Here is a 19,330-nt window from a genome sequence, read left to right as displayed (position 1 = left end):
CTTGAGCTTTTTTGGTGCAGTCAGATTATTTTTTCTCTTCACGCACTTTATTCACTAGAAAATCAACGACTTGTGGCACTTTGGCATCTTCGCCCGAGACCACATATTTGCCATGTACCACGACCGCAGGCACGCCAGTCAGCTGATAACGCATCGCACCGGCTTTGGCACGCTCAATCTTGGTGGTGACGGCGAACGAATTGTATAGGCTGTTGAATTTTGCCTTGTCCACACCTTGTGATGCATACCAGTTGGCTAGGTTTTCTTGGGTACCAATGACACGGCGGTTACCGTCTTTGTGGACGGTATCAAATAGGATTTGGTGGGTTTTTTCTTGTGCACCAAGTTGCTGAGCGGCATAAAAACCACGTGCTGCCACTTCCCATTGTGAATTAAGTGCAGCAGGGGTTTGGAAAAATGCCACATCTTTGGCACGAGTTTTTGCCCATTTTTGCATATGTGGTTCTAGGTTGTAGCAGTGTGGGCAACCATACCAAAAGAACTCACGCACGACAATCACATCACCGGCGATATTTTCAGGGTTTGATAAAACTTGATAATCTTTACCTTCAACGAAATTGGCATGGCTAAGTGTCGCAAGACCAACAGCAGTCGCAAGTAATGTTGTTTTGAGTGCAAATTTCATACAATGTTTCCTTAATCAGGCAAAAATCGCCAAAACTGGGTGAACCTGCCTTGTGTGCGGTTCGGCACGATGACAAATTCAGACAGCGTATAGTTTAGCGTATTTTTGGGCAAATGTGGCAACTGTTTTCTTAATAAATCGTTGCAGTTTGTGTAAATTTTTATGTATTTGGCTCAAGCTGCCGCAAAAATCGGCAAAAATCGTGCAGGTTTTGGCAAGATGGGTAAGCTTAGCGTGTGTCTGTGCTTATGTCATTATCGATGATTGATGGCAATAAAATAACCATTTTGCAACAGCAATACAGGCGAATAAAGTAGTCAAAAACCACAAAAAATGCTAAGATGGTACTATTTGAAATTGAAAAACAATTAAGGTGTCTCATGCAACACAACCAAGCCACAACCGCCAATAATGCTGACTTTGATGAGATTGGCAAATTCACCAAACTTGCCGATGAGTGGTGGGATCGTATGGGGGCGTTTAAGTCCTTGCATGACATCAATCCACTGCGTCTAAACTGGATCGAAGATCGCACCAATGAGCATATGGGCTCACCGCTACAAGGCAAAAATGTCGTGGATATCGGCTGTGGCGGTGGCATCTTGGCGCATTCGATGGCGGTGCGTGGCGCAACTGTCTTGGGCGTAGATTTGGGTGATGAGAACCTAAAAGCCGCTGCCATCCATGCTGATAAGACAGGCATGAGTGACAAGCTCCAATTTCGCTGTGTGCCTGCTGAGGTCTTGGCAGATGAGGCGGCTGAGCAATACGATGTCGTGACTTGCATGGAGATGCTTGAGCATGTGCCTGATCCATCGGCGATTGTACAAGCGTGTTTTGATTTAACAAAACCAGGCGGTGTGTGCGTGATGAGCACCATCAACCGCAACCCAAAATCGTATCTATTCGCCATCGTCGGTGCTGAATATGTGCTAAACCTGGTTGATAAAGGCACGCATGATTATCACAAATTCATCACGCCAGCTGAGCTTGATCAGATGGCGATGCGTGCAGGCTTTCGCCGATTTGACATGACGGGACTGCATTATAACCCCATCACCAAGCACTATTGGCTGTCTAATCGCAATGTCGATGTGAACTACATGATGGCATTTATCAAGCCAAGCGAGTAACTGATGAAAAAACTGCAAGCGGTCTTGTTTGACCTAGACGGGACATTGATTGATACCGCACCTGATTTTATTCGTATTATCAAAGACTTATGCCGTGAAGATGGACGAGATGCGCCATCGGATGCTGCCATTCGTGAGCAGGTGTCGGCAGGCGCTCGAGCGATGGTGAAGCTGATTTTTGGTGAAAAATTCCATGATGTCAGCGATGATGATGCAGAGCTGTTGGCGTATCGTCAGGCATTTTTGGATCGTTATGAAGCGGATATTTGTGTCGATAGCCAGGTCTTTGCAGGACTTGAGATGCTCTTGAGCGCTCTTGAGAGCCACCAAATTCCTTGGGGCATTGTCACCAATAAGCCACGCTATTTGGCGACCAATTTGCTTGAGCGACTTGAGTTGAGCGAGCGTTGTGCGGTGCTCGTCTGCCCTGATGATGTGACGCACACCAAGCCTGACCCTGAGCCGATGTATCTGGCGTGCGATATCATCAAGGTCGATCCGACTGCGTGCATCTATATCGGCGACCATCACCGTGATATCGAAGCGGGCAAGGCGGCAGGCATGACGACGGTGATTGCCAAGTTTGGCTATTTATCCAAAGATGATTTGGCAAGTCTTGATACTTGGGGGGCTGATGCCATTCTTGAGACGCCTGATGCGCTGCGTGAGTGGGTATTGGCGCAAATTTAGGTGAATTAATCATTTTAGTTTATCAGTATCGTTTTATAAGTTATAGTAGAAAATTATGACAGAACAAACCTACACGCATGACGAGATGCGTGCTTTTGAGTATCAAGCAGACAGCCTAAAAGATAAAATCATCCTAGTCACAGGCGCAGGTGATGGCATCGGCAAGGTGGCGGCATTGACTTATGCCAAATGCGGTGCGACTGTACTACTGCTTGGCAAAACCCAATCCAAGCTTGAAGCGGTGTATGATGAGATCGAAAGCTTGGGTTTGGCTGAGCCTGCGATTTTGCCACTGGATTTAGAAAAAGCAAGTTTTGCCCAGATGCAAGAGCTTGCCAATCTGATCGAAAAAGAATTTGGCCATTTAGATGGTGTCTTGCACAATGCTGCGATTCTAGGTGCTTTGACACCGCTTGAGATGTATGACCCGATTACCTTTGAGCAGGTGATGCGTGTGAACTCGACAGCGGTGTTTATGCTGACCCAAAGCCTAATTCCACTGCTGCGAGCCGCCCAAAGTGGCTCGGTGGTGTTCACCAGTAGCAGTGTCGGTACCAAGCCTCGTGCATTTTGGGGAGCGTATGCACTCTCCAAGCAATCTGTTGAAGGTATGACCACCATCTTTACCCAAGAAACCCAAAACATGACCGCCCTACGCTTTAACTGCATCAATCCTGGGGCGACACGCACCAATATGCGTGCGCACGCTTTCCCCGGTGAAGACCCTTATACGCTCAAGACCCCCGAAGACATCATGTCGGTGTATGTGTATCTGATGACCGATAGTGCATCAGGCGTCAAAGGGCAAGTGGTGGATTGTCAGCCCAAATAACCATTAACAAACCCATTGGTATTCCCGTGAGTTTATTTCAAAATTTATTAATCATTACAGCCCTGATTTTAACTTCCAGCTTTTTCTCGATTTCAGAAATTGCCTTGGCAGGCGCTCGCAAAATCAAACTTAAGCTACTTGCCGAATCAGGTGATGAGCGTGCCGAAAAGGTGCTTAAGCTCCAAGAAAATTCCGCCGACTTTTTTGCGACTTCGCAGATTGGTCTGAACGCCGTTGCCATTTTGGGCGGTTCGGTGGGTGAAGGTGCGCTGCGTCCTTATTTCATCGACTGGATTGGCATGGTGTATCAAGGCGAGTGGCTTGAGAGCATTGCGTTTTTTGCATCATTCATCATCATTACTTTGCTGTTTATTCTCTATGCTGATTTGATTCCTAAGCGTATCGCCATGATTAATCCTGAAAAGGTGGCGCTTGCGGTGATTAATCCGATTAATCTGACCATCAAAGCGGTCAAGCCGTTGGCATGGTTTATCAATGCCATCGCCAATCTGACCTTTCGTATCTTTAAGGTCAATACCGCACGAGATGACAACATCACCTTTGATGATATCTCGGCCATCGTCGATGCTGGTGCTGAAGCAGGCGTGCTGATGGAACAAGAACAGCACTTTATCGAAAATGTGTTTGAGCTTGAAGAGCGGACTGTGCCATCGTCGATGACCGCTCGTGAAGATGTGGTGTTTTTCACCCTTGATGAGAGCGAAGACAGCATCCGCCAAAAGATTGCCGATTATCCGTATTCCAAGTTCTTGGTGTGTAATGAGCACATCGACCAAGTCATCGGCTATGTTGATACCAAGGATATCTTGGTGCGTATCATGAATAATCAGTCGTTTTTTCAGCTCAATGAATCGACGATCCGCAATATTCTCATCATCCCTGATACGCTGACGCTCTCTGAGCTACTCGATAAATTCCGTGCCAGCAAAGAAAAAATGGCGGTGGTCATCAATGAATATGCGCTCGTGGTCGGTGTGATTACGCTGTCGGACATCATGATGACAGTGATGGGTGACTGGGCATCAGCTGAGCCTGAGGATCAGCAGATTATCCGCCGTGATGAAAATTCGTGGTTCATCGATGGTATCACCCCGATCGATGATGTCAAGCACGCACTGGATATTGATGAATTTCCTGATTGGGATCATTATGAGACTTTGGCAGGCTTTATCATGTATCGCTTGCGTAAGATCCCACGCCTAGCGGATTGGGTCGAGCATGAGGGCTATAAATTTGAAGTGGTGGATATCGACCATTATAAGATTGACCAACTGCTCGTGACCCGACTTGTGCCAAAACCAGAGGCGGGCGACTAACCCATCAAAACCCTACCAAAAGCGAATGCGACAATGCGTTCGCTTTTTTGTGCGTGAAATTTGAACAAATTTTGAACAATTTTTAAATTTAATTAATAAAATCAATACATTACAAAAACCGCTAAAAAATTTGAAATTTTTAAAAATAGTATACTATTTTTACTTGTTATTGACATAACAAGTAAAACAATCTCTGGTTAAAAATTTTTAACCAAAGCTTGCATATGAGCCGATGGTCATTGATACCGTATAACATAGACTATTGGCTGATGTTGGGTGTGTCAATGGCAGGTATTTTATTTAGCTGTTAATAGGATTTTAGCATGAGCGAAGTGGCAAGTGCAGTGAATACACTGCGGTATTTTCATGGTCAGGCAATGTTTGTGTATTGCCAATATCAATATCAGTATCAAGAAGGCAAGCTTAATAATGCTGAGCTATGGGGTGATACAACCAGTGGATATGATCCTGATAATAGATGGGGTGATGGTGGTCAGTTGGTTCTAAAAGAGAGATTTCAGCACGCCTTTGATTATATCATTAAGCATTCTCCAAATGGCAAACCATTGACACAAGCAGACTTTGATGCGGCTGAGGTCAAAGATTTGTTGGCTCAAGGTTTTCAAACAACTGATACAGAGAACTTCTATCTGCTACCGGGATGGGTATTGCCATTTTGTGATCCAAGCCTGTTAGTGCGTATCAGTAATTATGATGGGCTTGGCGAAGAACAGACCTTTGCTGAGTACGAAAAAGCAAACGATGGATGTATTGGGCATCAAAATGTGGGCGTATTTGTAACATCTGGCAACTAACGAAATAGGATTTATAATGGATAGAAATGAATTATTAACGCAATTCACCACCGCATATACGGGTTTGCTAAATAGTGGTATTACCAAAGTCTTGAATGTTAATGAAGATGAGGAGTGGTTTTGGCTGACTGATATTACGGTGTCACTTCGCTCGTATCTTAATGGAAACTACGTCCCTACTGATGGGTCATATAATTATACAGGCGAAATGCTAAAAAAAGTGCTGAATCTGTTTACACAAGAAGAACTGCTTAATTTGGGCTTTTGTGTACATCAGCATGAGGGTCGTGAGCTGTATTTGGTTCCGTTTTGGCTATTTAAGACAATCAAAGCTGACTTTGCACTTGAGGCGATGCGAGTGGATACAGCATCAGGCGAGATGATGAAGCTTGATTATTCGGTGAATGAACAAGATGTGCCTTTGGCTGCTGGTACACCATGCATGGCATTGGCAATCGAACTATCACCACAGCCATCGGTCGAGGCGGCGGATGCGGTGGATTTGATTAAGTATTTTAATATCCCATCACCTGATGAGCTATTTAAAGAGCACGTGACCGAAGTGACGCTGGAAGATGATTCTCGCAGTATTGAAGAGATTCGCCAAGAAGGCCTAAAAGGGCTGACTTATTATCGTAATAATGTGCTTGGTATCGCAAGTCGCTTACATTTTCAAAAAGAGTTTGCTGATGATTTAGAATATTGGGGCGAGCCTGACGAGGAAGATGACTATGACGACTATGATGACTATGACGAAGACGAAGATAATGACGCTGAGGGCGAATGGGGTGAGCAATCACCACGATGGAGTCATTTAAATGAAACTCTCGTATTTGACTCTGAGATTGGTATGCTGACCGAAAAGGATTTATGTTTCCTTGAGCCATCAGTACTAAAAGAATTTGGCTTTTTGGAGCGAATGCATCCAGTTTATCAGCGTCCAATCTATTTGATTCCACTTTGGATTGCTCCATTTATTTATGATGATATGAAGATTTATCATGAATCTAGTACAAGTAACGGTTCTCTTTTCAAGTACAGAGATGATGTTAGCTTTAATGATACAACAGGTTATGGCATATTTTTATTTTCAGAGTAAATAAGAGGATTGACAATGATTACACAAGAAAAAGTGGTAACGCTATTAAACGATGCTCGTAATTATGCATTAAAAAAAATTGGTATTAATCGAGCTTATCAAGATTCGACTTATTCCCTAACTGAGGAATTGTTATTATCTTCTAACGGTATTAATGACTATGCCGAAGAGTTTGATGGCAATGAATCTGAAAACTTTGATTGCCAAGCTTTCTTTGATGTATTGAGTGATGAACAGCTGATCGATTATGGTTTTGTCGCCAAGACAGTGGTTAATGGTGAGACAGTATATTGCTTGCCGACTTGGCTCTACCCTTTGTTTAGTGGTGATTTGCCTTTTGATACAGAGCTTGAGTTGGTCGATGTGTCGGATACAACATCATTGAAATTGGTCAAATTTGCAGATTATGAGCTTGGTGCTCAGCCATTTTTGACCGACAGATCGCCAATTATTAATTTGGCATTGGCAATTCGTCGTGGTGTCGGTGGTGAGCAGGTGCAAGTCGCTGATGATGCAGTAAAAGCTCGTGTCGCTGCCAAATTCCAAAACCGCATTGCTCTAGGTATGATGACAGTGTATGTCGCTATGCATCCTGAGCTGACTTTGGCGGATTTGAAGAAACAATTCCCAATGAAAGGCATCTGCCCTGATGCAGGCATTGAGCATTTGTTCTTTAGCGAAAGCGAAATCAATGAACTGGTTGCTACTGGCAAAGACTGGTTCGTCAATGGCAATGCTTGCTTTACCAAAGATGGCGAATGGCTAGTCTTGGGCAATGGTGATAAGGTCGCCTTTAATAAAATGTGGTCGGCAAAAAGCCTGGCTCAACTAAAAGCAGAGTTGGCGCAATTTGGCATCGTTGGCGGTGTTGGCGATGTGGACAAATCACAGACTGTCGCAGGTTTTGAAGTCGTCTATACTGACAGCAAATAAACCCAACAGCTGTGATGTTGTAGCTATACAATATCTATCGGCAATACCATCCAAGTTATCTTTTCTTGGATGGTATGCTAGTACCTAATTTGGGCGGTTGTTTATCGTGGTATTCAATCGGCCAATTTTTATTTGTCGCTCATTAGGGTTATTCACCTAAAACAAGGATAAATCATGAAAAAAATCACCAAAGCTCATATTGTCGGCAAATTCCAAAACCGCACCGCACTAGGCATGATGACGGCATATATTGCCATGCATCCATCGATTGCTAGTGCCGATGAACTACGCAATCAATTTCCCATGAAAGACATCTGCCCTGATGCAGGTATCGAACATCTATTTTTTAGCGAAAGCGAAATCAATGAGCTCATGACCACTGGCAAAGACTGGTTCGTCAATGGCAATGCTTGCTTTACCAAAGAGGGTGAATGGCTAGTCTTGGGCAATGGCGAAAAAGTAGCGTTTAACAAAGTTTGGTCGGCAAAAAGCCTTGAGAAGTTACAATCTGCGTTGGCAGAGTATGGTATCACAGGCGAAGTTGGCGAGGCGGATAAGTCGGCATCTGGCTTTGAGATTTGTTTTGAATCTGTAGAAGTGCGTGTCACAGCCAAATTCCAAAATCGCACTGCGCTTGGTATGATGGCAGCCTATGTTACGCTAAATCCATCGGTAACCGTAGAAAAGTTGAACGAACAATTCCCAATGAAAGATATCTGCCCTGATGCAGGCATCGAAAAACTATTTTTTGATGAAAAGGAAATCAATGAGCTTGTTGTTACTGGCAAAGACTGGTTTGTCAATGGCAATGCTTGCTTTACCAAAGAGGGCGAATGGCTGGTTTTGGGCAACGGCGAAAAAGTAGCGTTTAACAAAGTTTGGTCAGCAAAAAGCCTTGAGAAGCTGCAGGCAGCTTTGGCAGAGCACGGCATTACTGGTGAAGTCGGTGCAGTGGATAATTCAGCCACAGCAGGCTATGTCATCGATTTTGATAATAGCACACAAACCATTGTATTTTAATCAAATTTATATCTGTTAAAGGAAAGATTGTGAGTAAAAAAATCACCAAAGCCCATGTGATTGGCAAGAGTCAAAACCGCACCGCACTAGGCATGATGACGGCATATATTGCCATGCATCCATCGATTGCTAGTGCTGATGAGTTACGCAATCAATTTCCCATGAAAGACATCTGCCCTGATGCAGGTATCGAACATCTATTTTTTAGCGAAAGCGAAATCAATGAGCTCATGACCACTGGCAAAGACTGGTTCGTCAATGGCAATGCGTGCTTTACCAAAGAGGGTGAGTGGCTAGTCTTGGGCAATGGTGATAAGGTCGCCTTTAATAAAATGTGGTCGGCAAAAAGCTTGGCTCGTTTACAAGAGGTATTGACGACCCATGCAATCACTGGTGAGGTGGATAAAGCCATCAAGACTGCCACAGGTTATGAAATCCGTTATGAATATGCCAATGATATGCCACAAGTATCGCAGGCATCTTCGCAGGCAAAGCCCAAGTCATCGACAGCGGTAATCGTTGTGGGTGTGGTGCTGGTCTTTGTGGTGTTGGCTTGGATTGCGATGAAATTCATGTGAAATTGTTTGGTGTATTGTGTTAAATTTATCTGAGCTAATTACAAGATTTTTTGATGAATATCTGATTGATCCAGAGATTGAGCTGTATAATGAATTTTCTTTACAGCATGAATTGGGATTTTTTCTTAGAACGATTTTGCCAAAGGATTACAAAGTCCAATTTGAACGCAATATCAAATCATTGACCACTCCACCACTGCCTGTACCACGATATATCAAAAAAGAAATCGATCTGTGTATCTTTAGCCGAGATATGAGCGAAAAATACGCCATCGAGCTAAAATTTATTTCTTATGGTCAGACACCTGAGATGATGTACGGTTGTGTCAAGGATCTTCGCTTTATGGAGGAGGTTCGGCAGAGTGGATTTGTCGGGGCGGTCAGCCTGTGCGTCACTACGGAATCAACCTTTTATCAACCTAGTCAGAAAAAAGGCGGTATTTATAAATTTTTCCGTGGTAGTCGACCGCTAAGTGGACGAATTTTTAAACCAACAGGTCAGCGAGAAAATCGAGAATCCATCTTGTTGCAAGGCAATTATCAAATTGTTTGGCGTGAGTTTAGTCAGGCGCACAGCCCGACTTGTCCACCGAACCACAAGCCAATTGTGGCTTATTCCATCGTCGAGGCAAAAGGCTAAGCAGGGGGCTGTTGCGATTTCACCATCCCCATCAACTCCCCACCCCATGCCTGCCACACGGCATCATCCACCATCTGCCCAAAAATCATCTCAAGACGACTATCTGCTCTCTCATCGGTATCGCTGATACTGATGCCATCAGGGGCGATGTTGAGCATTAGCCAGCCTTCGGTGGTATGGATGATGCCTTTGATACGCAGATAGTCTGTGCGAGACAGTAGCCATTTTTGGAGCTCATAGCTGTCAAACTGCCAATCGCTCGGCAGTCGCCATCCGCCCACATGATGCGTGCCCATCATCTCATGATAGCGAAAGGGCAAAGTGGTATCACTCTCTTGTTCTGTATCGGTACTGGCAGGGTGTGTGAGATTTGAGCCAAGTGAGATGATGGCGCTTGGGGTGCGTGGCGTGTGTGCCGTGTTTAGCAGTGCCTTGACATCGATATCATCTATGCCGAATACCACCATCGCCTGCGGATTGATCTCACCAATCCAAGCAGTGAGCGCATCGACATCGATGTCATCGGTGCGATTGCATACCACCACATCGGCGTGGCGTACATGAGCGATATAGCCATCATGCTGACGGTATTTATCCTGTGCCCACTGTGTGCCTGACAGTACGCAGATGACAGCACGGATGTTGAGACTTGTTTGCCAATGGGGCTGGGTCAGCTGACTAAGCAGTTCATCAGGGTGAGCAAGCCCCGTCGGTTCGATGAGCAGACGATTTGGCTTGTGCGTGCCAAGCAGCCGCACTAGGGCGATCTGTAGCGGCAGCTGACTGCTACAACAAATACAGCCGCCGCTGACTTCCTTGATGGCGATGTCATCATCATTGTCAATCAGACCGCTATCGATACCAATTTTACCAAATTCATTAATCAGTAGCGCCCAGCGTTCATCACAGGCTTTGTGATGGATGAGTTGATTGATGAGTGTGGTTTTGCCTGCACCCAAAAAACCTGTGACGATGGTGGTGGGCGTAGCGCTGATTGGCTGTAAGTTCATGAGTTATCCTAGTGATGATTCATCATGATGTTATTTGTGTTGCATTGTATTTTTCAAGGATATGATGACAATTTTTCATGATGACCAATGCAATTGGGGCAACAAATGCCCCAATTGATTAACTGCTTAGATGATCGTGTCAAATCAGCTTTCTGCACCATCTGGGACAAAGACATAGCCCACGCCCCACACAGTCTGAATGTAGCGGGCTTGTGATGGATTGTCTTCGATTAGGCGGCGCAGGCGAGAGACCTGCACATCGATAGAGCGTTCCATCGCACCCCATTCACGACCGCGCGCCAAATTCATCAGCTTATCACGGGTCAGTGGCTCTCGTGGGTGCTGAACTAGGGCTTTTAGCACGCTAAATTCACCCGTGGTCAGCGTCACCACATTGCCATCACGCTTGAGCGTACGGGTCGATAGATCGAGTGTCCAAGGGCCAAATTCCACGACTTCAACCTGCTGACTTGGCGCACCGGGTAGCTCACGGTTTTGACGGCGTAGCACCGCTTTGATACGAGCGAGTAGCTCTTTTGGGTTAAATGGCTTTGGCAGATAGTCATCAGCACCAGCTTCTAGCCCTGCGATACGGTCAGCATCCGAGCCTTTTGCGGTGAGCATGATGATAGGGATGCCTGCGTTATCATTACGCAGTCGCTTGCAGATGGCGATGCCGTCTTCGTCAGGGAGCATCAAGTCAAGTACAATCAGCGAAAACATCTCACGGTCAAGCAGCTTATCCATCTGCTTGCCATCATGTGCCACACGCACCACATAGCCATCATCTTCCAAGAAGCGTTGTAGTAGCGCACGCAAGCGAGCGTCGTCATCGACCACCAAAATGCGATGAGCAATGTTATCTAGGGTCTCTGTCATGTCATTATCCTTACAATCAAGCGGCGAACTGCCTTTGTCTTAGTGTACAATATTGCACAAAAAAATGTAACTATTTTTGTGTTAATTTTGGTCAATTTGCCAAAAGTCTGGGGGTGAATTTATGGCTTTATCATAGCATGGCTTTGGGCAAATGCTTGCGACTTTTATGGGGGTTTAACAAATTTTAAACAAGGGTGATATGAATTTTTAACCAATACGCCATTATGGGTGCGTTTTGTGGGGTAATTTTGGGCAAAACTTGCTATAATGGGCGAGTTTTGCCCTGATGTGGCGTCATTGTAGAAAACCATTATGACTGATGTTATGACCGATGTAACTGACCCAATTAACCATCAAGCCATCTATGAGAAGCTTGCCAAAGACCATGCTGTCAAGGCATCGCAGGTGCAGGCGTTTGCCAAGCTGTTTGACGAAGGCGCAAGCGTGCCGTTCATTGCTCGCTATCGCAAAGAGCAAACGGGCGGTTTGGATGATGAGCTGTTGCGTGTACTCGAAAAATCACTCGTCGCTGAGCGAGAGCTGGCTAGCCGCCGCTTAAAGATTTTGGATTTATTGGCTGCCCAAAATGTGCTCAATGATGAGCTGACCGAGCGTGTCAATGCCGCGACAAGTAAGCTTGAGCTTGAAGAGATTTATCAGCCGTATCGCCCACGCCGCCGCTCAATCGCTGCCAAGGCAAAATTGGCAGGGCTGCTGCCGATTGCTGAGGCGATTTTGGCAGGGGCAAAGCCAAGCGAGGCATTGGCAGGCTTTGTAGCACCTTTGATGCTCACTGATGAGACAGGCGAGAGCTTTGAGGCGGGTTTTGATGACTTTGATAAACAGCTTGGCGGTGTGCAGGCGATTATCCTAGATGACTGGGCGACAGCGCTTGAGCTACTCGATGAAGTGCGTACCGGCTTTAATGCCACTGCATCCATCCGCTCGGAACTTATCAGCGAAGAAAAACGAGAAGTCGGCGAGAAATTCAAAGATTATTTTGAGCATAGCGAGCCATTTGCCAAGCTATCCAATCACCGCCTGCTTGCGATGTTGCGTGGTCGTCAGCAAAATGTGCTGGTGCTGCATGTCGATGGCGAAGATGAGCCGTTTATTGCCAAGATTGCACAGCATTTTGGGGTGGATCAAAGTGCGGATAATGGCGAGTTTTTGTACGACACTGCCAAAAAACTTTGGACTGCCAAATGGCGTGCACAGATTGAGCATCGCTTATTGACCGAGCGTCGCTTGATGGCTGAGACCGATGCGATTGCGGTATTTGCCGAGAACCTTAAGCATCTGTTGATGGTCGCCCCTGCCGGTCGCAAGGTCATTCTCGGCGTCGATCCGGGCATCCGTCATGGCGTGAAGATGGCAGTGATTGACAGCACGGGTGATGTGCTAGCGACGCAGACGGTGTATCCGTTTAATCCTTATAATAAAGTCGATGAAGCCAAAAGCGAGATTGCCAAGCTGATTCGTACGCACCATGTCGAGCTGGTCGCCATCGGCAATGGCACGGCCAGTCGTGAGACCGAAGCACTGGTCAAATCTGTGATTCGTGATGAGAGCCTATCTGCTACGGCGCTCGTGGTATCAGAAGCGGGCGCATCGGTGTATTCAGCCAGTGAGATTGCATCAAGCGAGCTGCCTGATTTGGATGTCTCGGTGCGTGGTGCGGTATCGATTGCCCGCCGATTACAAGACCCATTATCCGAGCTTGTCAAGGTCGAGCCAAAAGCCATCGGCGTCGGTCAATACCAACATGATGTCAATCAGACCGAGCTTGAAGCAAGCCTAGATAAAGTTACCGAAGACTGCGTCAATGCCGTCGGTGTCGATGTCAATACCGCAAGCCCTGCGATTCTTGCGCATATCTCGGGGCTGAACAAAAATGTCGCTCAGCAGATTGTCGAGTATCGCCGTGCCAATGGCGCGTTTGTCAATCGTGAACAGCTTAAGAATGTCCCACGACTGGGCGTGAAAACCTTTGAGCAGGCGGCGGGCTTTTTGCGTATCAAAGATGGTGATGAGCCGCTTGATGCCACAGGCGTGCACCCTGAGAGCTATGGCTTGGTGTATGAGATTTTGGCAAAGCATGGCAAGTCGCTTGGCGATGTACTGGGCAACGAAACTGCCGCCAAAGCGCTCAATGACAGCAGTGATAGCTTCAGTCAGCTTGCCACCGTGACCGCTGAGCTTGCCAAGCCTGCACACGACCCCCGTGGCGAGTTTCGCACGGCGAAATTCCGTGATGATGTCAATGAAATCAAAGATCTACAAGTCGGCATGGTGCTCGAAGGTGTCGTGACCAATGTCACCGCCTTTGGTTGTTTTGTTGATGTTGGCGTACATCAAGATGGCTTGGTGCACATCTCTGAGCTATCCGATGACTATGTCGAAAACCCTGCTGATGTCATCAAGCCCCAAGACATCGTCACCGTGCGTGTCATCTCGGTGGACGAAGCCCGTGGGCGTATCGGCTTTAGTATGAAATCTGAGCAGTCCAAATCTGCCAAAGCGGATAAGTCAGCCAAGGTGGATAAAGCGGACAAATCGGCGAATAATAAGAAAGCTGAGCGTACGACTCGCCAAGACCGTCAAGACAAGCCAAAATCTGTCGCCAAACCTGCCAAAGCAATGGGCAGTCTAGGCGCACTGCTGCAGCAAGCAGGACTTGGCAAATAATTAAGCTCATTCTACTTGCCAAACCCATCAAGTCTGATTGCTTGATGGGTTTTTTGTTTGGGATAACTGATTGATTTTATGTGATTTTATTGCTGTATTAGCATAATGCATACTCTTGGCGTAAATCCATGCAAATGTTACAAAAAAGTGACCAAAAAGTGCAAATTTATCTGTGAACCCCTCCTAGTATTTTGTTACCATTGTGTTACAATTAGTCTATACATATGGCATTATTTTGATTATAAATAATTATTTTTGCTTATAATACTATTAATAAATACCAAAGAAACAAGGGGGTATCATGCGCATTTTACCATTTCGCCAATCCGTGCTTGCTGTGATGATTGCGAGTGTTTTGATTGGTCACGCTCAAGCCAGCGTCGTGCGTAGCGACATCAATTATCAAGATGCCCGAGATTTTGCCGAGAATAAGGGCAAATTTGCCGTAGGCGCACGCAATATTGCTATTTATAATACATCAGGTCAATTGCTTGGCACGATGATGACGGCAGCACCGATGCCTGATTTTGCTGCGGTTAGTACAAATGGCATTGCAACCTTAGTTTATCCGCAATTTATTACCAGTGTTGCACATAATACTGGCTATACAACAACGGATTTTGGCCATAAAGACGCCCAAAATCGAGACTACACGTATCGTATTGTCGCTCGTAATAATTTTGCAACCAATCATGCAACCAGTTACAATGATTTTCATGCGCCACGATTGGATAAGCTGGTTACAGAAATTGCACCGATGCCAATCCATGACTATGGAGAAAATGCAGCGAATTATCGCAATCCTAGTAATTTTCTAGATTATGTGCGTTTGGGTTCGGGTACTCAATATGTTGGAGAGACGCCGGATAACAAGACGCTAGTGTCTGGTGCATATCGATATTTGACAGGGGGTACATTACCTGCATTTGCCAATTATAATGACACGGGTGTTTTGCATTTTGATCGCTCTTTGGAAAATGGACAGGGACCAATAACAAGCATCATTGAAGCTGGTGACAGTGGTTCACCGCTGATTGCTTATGACGCTACCAAGAAACAATGGGGCGTGATTGGTGTGGCGCGCGGTATTTCTAGTTCAAGAATGTGGTACACGTTGATTAAAGGTGACTTCATCAACCAAAAACTTGCCGAGACTTATGCAGGTACGGTGGATAATACCCGAGCAGGTTCAACATTTACTTGGACGCCATCAGGCACGAGCAGTCGCATTACGGGCAATGGTCAAGCCTTGACGGTCAATCTCAAAGGTGATGATAGTCTAAATACCAGTACCGAAATGCTAGCGCTCAATCAAGGCAAATCGGTCAAATTCACCGGCCAAGCAGGCACTTTGGTGGTGGCAAATCCAGTGCATCAAGGCGCAGGTGCACTTGAGTTTGAGACGGATTATACGGTCAAGGGCAGTACGCCAAGCACCACTTGGGTGGGTGCAGGCGTGGTCGTGGCAGATAATAAGACGGTCAATTGGCAACTTAAAAACCCGGCAGGCGACCGCCTATCCAAGCTTGGCAAAGGCACGCTGATGGTCAATGGCACAGGGGTCAATGCAGGCGATATCAGTGTCGGCGATGGTAAGGTCGTGCTTGCAACAGCAGTTGATGCTCGTGGCAACAAGCAAGCGTTCAATCGTGTTGAGATTGTCAGTGGTCGCCCAACGGTGGTATTGGGCGATGCCAATCAAGTCGTGCCTGAGAATATCGTCTTTGGCTATCGTGGTGGTCGCTTGGATCTTAATGGTACGACTTTTAATACCAAAGCCATCTCAAGCCAAGACGATGGCGCAATGCTTGTCAATCACAACACCACCGCCACCGCCAATGTCATCATCCGTGGTCTGGGTAAAGTCGATCCTGTGGCGACATGGATGCAGTCAAGCCAAGCAGATGCCATCACCAAGCGTAGCGATGTGCTGACTTGGGGTCAGTGGGGCACACCAGGGGCGGATATTTATGAATATATCAACACCCACGCGGGCAACCGCAAGGACTACTTTATCCTAAAATCAGGTGGCAATGCAGGCACCTATTTCCCAACTAACCAAACTAGCAACCAAAGCTGGGAGTACATCGGCAGTGATAAGAATACCGCTATCAATACCGCCTTTACCCAAAAGATGGCAGGCGAGCTGACTTGGGGCAAATGGGGTACGGCAGGCGCTGATATTTATGAATATATCAACACCCACGCAGGCAACCGCAAGGATTACTTTATCCTAAAATCAGGCGGTAATGCAGGGACTTATTTCCCAACCAATCAGACCAGTAATCAGCATTGGCAATATCTGGGTAGTGATAAGCTGACTGCCATCAATGCGGTGATCAAGATTAAGGATTATCAGTCGCTTGATTGGGGCAAGTGGGGTACAGCAGGGGCTGATATTTATGAATATATCAACACCCATGCAGGTAATCGCACGGATTATTTTGTGCTCAAAGCCGGTGGCAATGCAGGTGCATTTTATCCAACTAACCAAACCAGCAGTGATAACTGGGAATATCTCGGCAGTGATAAACAGCGTGCTATCCAAACGGTGTTGTCTCGTCAATACGCCGATAGCACTGTACAGACCTTTGCAGGGGTGTTGGGTGAGACCGCAGGCACTAATGGCAGAATGAATGTCACCTTTAAGCCGACGGATGCCAAAGACAGCCTATTTTTGACAGGTGGCGCACGGCTCAATGGCGAGCTCAAAGTCAATAACGGCACAGTACTACTCACAGGCAGACCTGTGCCCTATGCCTATAATCATCAAACCAAACAAGAAGTCATCAAAGATGATGACTGGATCAATCGTGAATATCGTGCCAATGCATTCTCGGTCAATCATGATGGCAAGCTGATTTTTGGGCGTAATGCATCACTTGCGACGGGTAGTTTTTATGCGGCACAAAATGGCTTATTGCAGTTTGGTTTTGTGCAGGGCAAGACACCTGTTTGCCTGCGTTCTGACCATACAGGGGTAATCAGTTGCACCACACCGACGATTGGCACCAATGTATATCAGAGCATCCCAACGCTCAAAGCAACAGGGGATACACGCCTGTGGCATGCTGCCAACTTGCATATCGGTAAAGCTGTGTTGACAGGCAAAATCACTGCTGACAAAGGCACAACCACCACCATCGAGCATGATGGTCAATGGCAGATGACTGGTGATAGCACGTTGGGGCATCTTACCCTAAATGGTGGCGCAGTAGATCTCAATGCTGCCAACAACCACAGTCGTTATCAGAGCCTGACCATCAATGGTAATCTGTCGGGGCAGGGTAAGTTTCATTATCTGACCAATGCCGATGTAGGCGTGGGCGATCGTGTGACGGTCAATGGTGTGGCGACGGGTAATTTTTCGTTAGCGATGCAAAATACAGGCGCTGAGCCAACTGCCATCAGTCCGCTGAGCTTATTGAATATCACCAATAACGCCCAAGACCCAAGTGCGCTCAATGTCTCACTCGAAAATGGCTATGTGGATCTGGGTGCTTATCGCTATATCCTAAAAAACCAAAACAATGATTATCGTCTATACAGTCCGCTACGAGATGTGCAAGTCGCTCGCAATTATGAGCAAATCGAGGCACTGCTTGCCGATGCGCAGGCATCTGCGGATGCGTATGCCCAAGAGGTTGATGAGCTGACTACCCGAGTGATTAACACACTTGCCGAACAACAAAGCGTGCAGGCATCGATTGTACAGACACAACAAAGTGTGAATGCACAGCAGTCATATCTGAACAGCTTGCCGTGGATTCGTTTTGCGGCACGCACCCAAGCACGCAATCAGCTGTTGGCACTACAAAAGCAACTAGGCAGTTATACAACGCTCAACACTCAGCTACAGACGACAATCGAGGCGCTCAACCGCTCACTAGCACACGCCCAAGACCAGCAGGCAAATGCCCAATCCAAGCTTGAGGCGGTGGATTTGATGGTCAAAGATGTGCTCAAGCAAGCAGAAGATATTTGCCTAAAAACACAATCGCAAGAAGTGTGTAATGCAGTGGTGCAATTGGCATCAGCCGAGGAGCTGCTTGATTTGACCAATGCGCTAGATGCACAGACGGTCAATATCGCCCAAAAAGATGGCATCAGTAGCTATTCAAATACCGCCTTGTCCGAGCTATCTGCCCAAGTGAATAGTCTGCTCCAAGCCGAACGAGCCATCGATAAAGAGCTTGTAACACCAAAATCCGAACCGCTGTCTGTGTGGGCGACCTATGATACCCAAGCGTCCAAATCAAACTCGGATAATTATCGTAGCTATCACAATGACAGCACGATGACGCAGTTTGGCATCGAAGGTGCGGTGAGTGATACCCTGCGTGCTGGCGTGGTGCTCTCGGCGGTGGATTCGACACTTGCTTTTGATGGTGCACAAGGTGATGGCAAGCTCAAATCCGCCACTGCCTATCTCAAGGCGCAGTCGCCATCAGGCTGGATTGGTGCACTACAAGCAGGTGTTGGGCAAGCGGATAACGCCATTGAGATGAATGACAAATCCACCAAGATTGAGCGTGATATCAGCACGGTGGGGCTGAGTGTCGCCAAGACTTATCAAGCCAATAACTGGCAAATCCGCCCATCGGCAGGTGTCAAATATCATCGCTTGGCAGGCGTGGATTATACGCTGGATAATGCCACTGTATCCACTTCACCACTGGGTTTGACGACTTATCAAGCGGGTCTGTCGGTGGCATATCCGATGACAATCGGTCAAGTGCAGTTTGTGCCAAGTGTATCGAGCACCTACACCGATGCCAGCCACAATCAGCGTGCCGATGCTGTGCGTGTCAATGGCAATGCACTTGCGCTAAACTTCGATCGCTATACTACGCATGAGCTTGGCGTGACTGCTACCGCCAATAACTGGTCAGCATCCATCAATGCTGGCGTGATCGATGGCGAAGAAATGGATCGTCAGCGTCATGCGGGCGTGCGTATCGGTTATCAATGGTAAGCCGTAAGCCGTATGTGCTAAAAAATGCCGATGACTAATTGAACCGACCCCCAAT

General features: G+C 46.6%; 15 protein-coding genes. 12 read left to right on the top strand and 3 right to left on the bottom strand.

What is annotated here, in order from left to right; all coding sequences use genetic code 11:
• Positions 1 to 25 precede the first annotated feature (25 nt).
• Complete coding sequence (locus tag B0680_RS08745) at positions 26 to 646, bottom strand: thiol:disulfide interchange protein DsbA/DsbL (protein WP_078254720.1); 621 nt, start codon at positions 644 to 646, stop codon at positions 26 to 28.
• 380 nt (positions 647 to 1,026) lie between these two features.
• Here B0680_RS08745 and ubiG point away from each other — a divergent pair, with 380 nt between their 5' ends.
• The 10 genes from ubiG (at position 1,027) to B0680_RS08695 (ending at position 9,723) form a co-directional block, all read left to right on the top strand.
• Positions 1,027 to 1,779: a bifunctional 2-polyprenyl-6-hydroxyphenol methylase/3-demethylubiquinol 3-O-methyltransferase UbiG gene (gene ubiG, locus B0680_RS08740; protein ID WP_228143785.1), complete on the top strand. Its 753-nt coding sequence runs from the start codon at positions 1,027 to 1,029 to the stop codon at positions 1,777 to 1,779.
• 3 nt (positions 1,780 to 1,782) lie between these two features.
• Positions 1,783 to 2,469, top strand: a complete 687-nt coding sequence (locus tag B0680_RS08735; protein ID WP_078254718.1) for an HAD family hydrolase — start codon at positions 1,783 to 1,785, stop codon at positions 2,467 to 2,469.
• A 55-nt stretch (positions 2,470 to 2,524) separates the two neighbouring features.
• Entirely contained in the window at positions 2,525 to 3,301 is a 777-nt protein-coding gene (locus B0680_RS08730; RefSeq protein ID WP_078254717.1) for a YciK family oxidoreductase, read from the top strand.
• Between the two features lie 26 nt (positions 3,302 to 3,327).
• The gene (locus tag B0680_RS08725) at positions 3,328 to 4,638 is read left to right on the top strand and encodes a hemolysin family protein (RefSeq protein ID WP_078254716.1); all 1,311 of its coding nucleotides are present in this window, start codon (positions 3,328 to 3,330) and stop codon (positions 4,636 to 4,638) included.
• Positions 4,639 to 4,961: 323 nt separating this feature from the next.
• A complete protein-coding gene (locus tag B0680_RS08720; protein ID WP_078254715.1) occupies positions 4,962 to 5,453 on the top strand; it encodes a hypothetical protein in 492 nt (163 codons plus the stop codon).
• A gap of 16 nt (positions 5,454 to 5,469) precedes the next feature.
• Complete coding sequence (locus tag B0680_RS08715; RefSeq protein WP_078254714.1) at positions 5,470 to 6,552, top strand: hypothetical protein; 1,083 nt, start codon at positions 5,470 to 5,472, stop codon at positions 6,550 to 6,552.
• A gap of 15 nt (positions 6,553 to 6,567) precedes the next feature.
• A complete protein-coding gene (locus tag B0680_RS08710; RefSeq protein ID WP_078254713.1) occupies positions 6,568 to 7,485 on the top strand; it encodes a hypothetical protein in 918 nt (305 codons plus the stop codon).
• Between the two features lie 174 nt (positions 7,486 to 7,659).
• A complete protein-coding gene (locus B0680_RS08705) occupies positions 7,660 to 8,505 on the top strand; it encodes a hypothetical protein (RefSeq protein WP_078254712.1) in 846 nt (281 codons plus the stop codon).
• A gap of 29 nt (positions 8,506 to 8,534) precedes the next feature.
• Positions 8,535 to 9,083: a hypothetical protein gene (locus B0680_RS08700; protein WP_078254711.1), complete on the top strand. Its 549-nt coding sequence runs from the start codon at positions 8,535 to 8,537 to the stop codon at positions 9,081 to 9,083.
• 16 nt (positions 9,084 to 9,099) lie between these two features.
• Positions 9,100 to 9,723 (top strand): hypothetical protein, encoded by a 624-nt coding sequence (locus B0680_RS08695; protein WP_078254710.1) that lies wholly within the window; start codon positions 9,100 to 9,102, stop codon positions 9,721 to 9,723.
• Here the strand turns inward: B0680_RS08695 and B0680_RS08690 are convergent.
• Both B0680_RS08690 and ompR read right to left on the bottom strand, forming a co-directional pair.
• A complete protein-coding gene (locus B0680_RS08690) occupies positions 9,720 to 10,733 on the bottom strand; it encodes a CobW family GTP-binding protein (protein ID WP_078254709.1) in 1,014 nt (337 codons plus the stop codon). The two genes, B0680_RS08695 and B0680_RS08690, sit on opposite strands and share 4 nt — an antisense overlap.
• Positions 10,734 to 10,877: 144 nt before the next feature.
• A complete protein-coding gene (gene ompR / locus B0680_RS08685; RefSeq protein ID WP_078254708.1) occupies positions 10,878 to 11,612 on the bottom strand; it encodes an osmolarity response regulator transcription factor OmpR in 735 nt (244 codons plus the stop codon).
• A gap of 312 nt (positions 11,613 to 11,924) precedes the next feature.
• Between ompR and B0680_RS08680 the strand changes: the two genes are divergently transcribed.
• Positions 11,925 to 14,300: a Tex family protein gene (locus B0680_RS08680; RefSeq protein ID WP_078254707.1), complete on the top strand. Its 2,376-nt coding sequence runs from the start codon at positions 11,925 to 11,927 to the stop codon at positions 14,298 to 14,300.
• 301 nt (positions 14,301 to 14,601) lie between these two features.
• Positions 14,602 to 19,275 carry a S6 family peptidase gene (locus tag B0680_RS08675; protein ID WP_078254706.1) on the top strand — a complete coding sequence of 1,558 codons (4,674 nt, stop codon included), beginning with the start codon at positions 14,602 to 14,604 and terminating at the stop codon, positions 19,273 to 19,275.
• The last annotated feature ends 55 nt before the right edge of the window (positions 19,276 to 19,330 follow it).

It is taken from the genome of Moraxella pluranimalium, from assembly GCF_002014825.1.
Taxonomy (GTDB): domain Bacteria; phylum Pseudomonadota; class Gammaproteobacteria; order Pseudomonadales; family Moraxellaceae; genus Moraxella; species Moraxella pluranimalium.
This window is presented reverse-complemented; position numbering and strand designations above follow the sequence as displayed.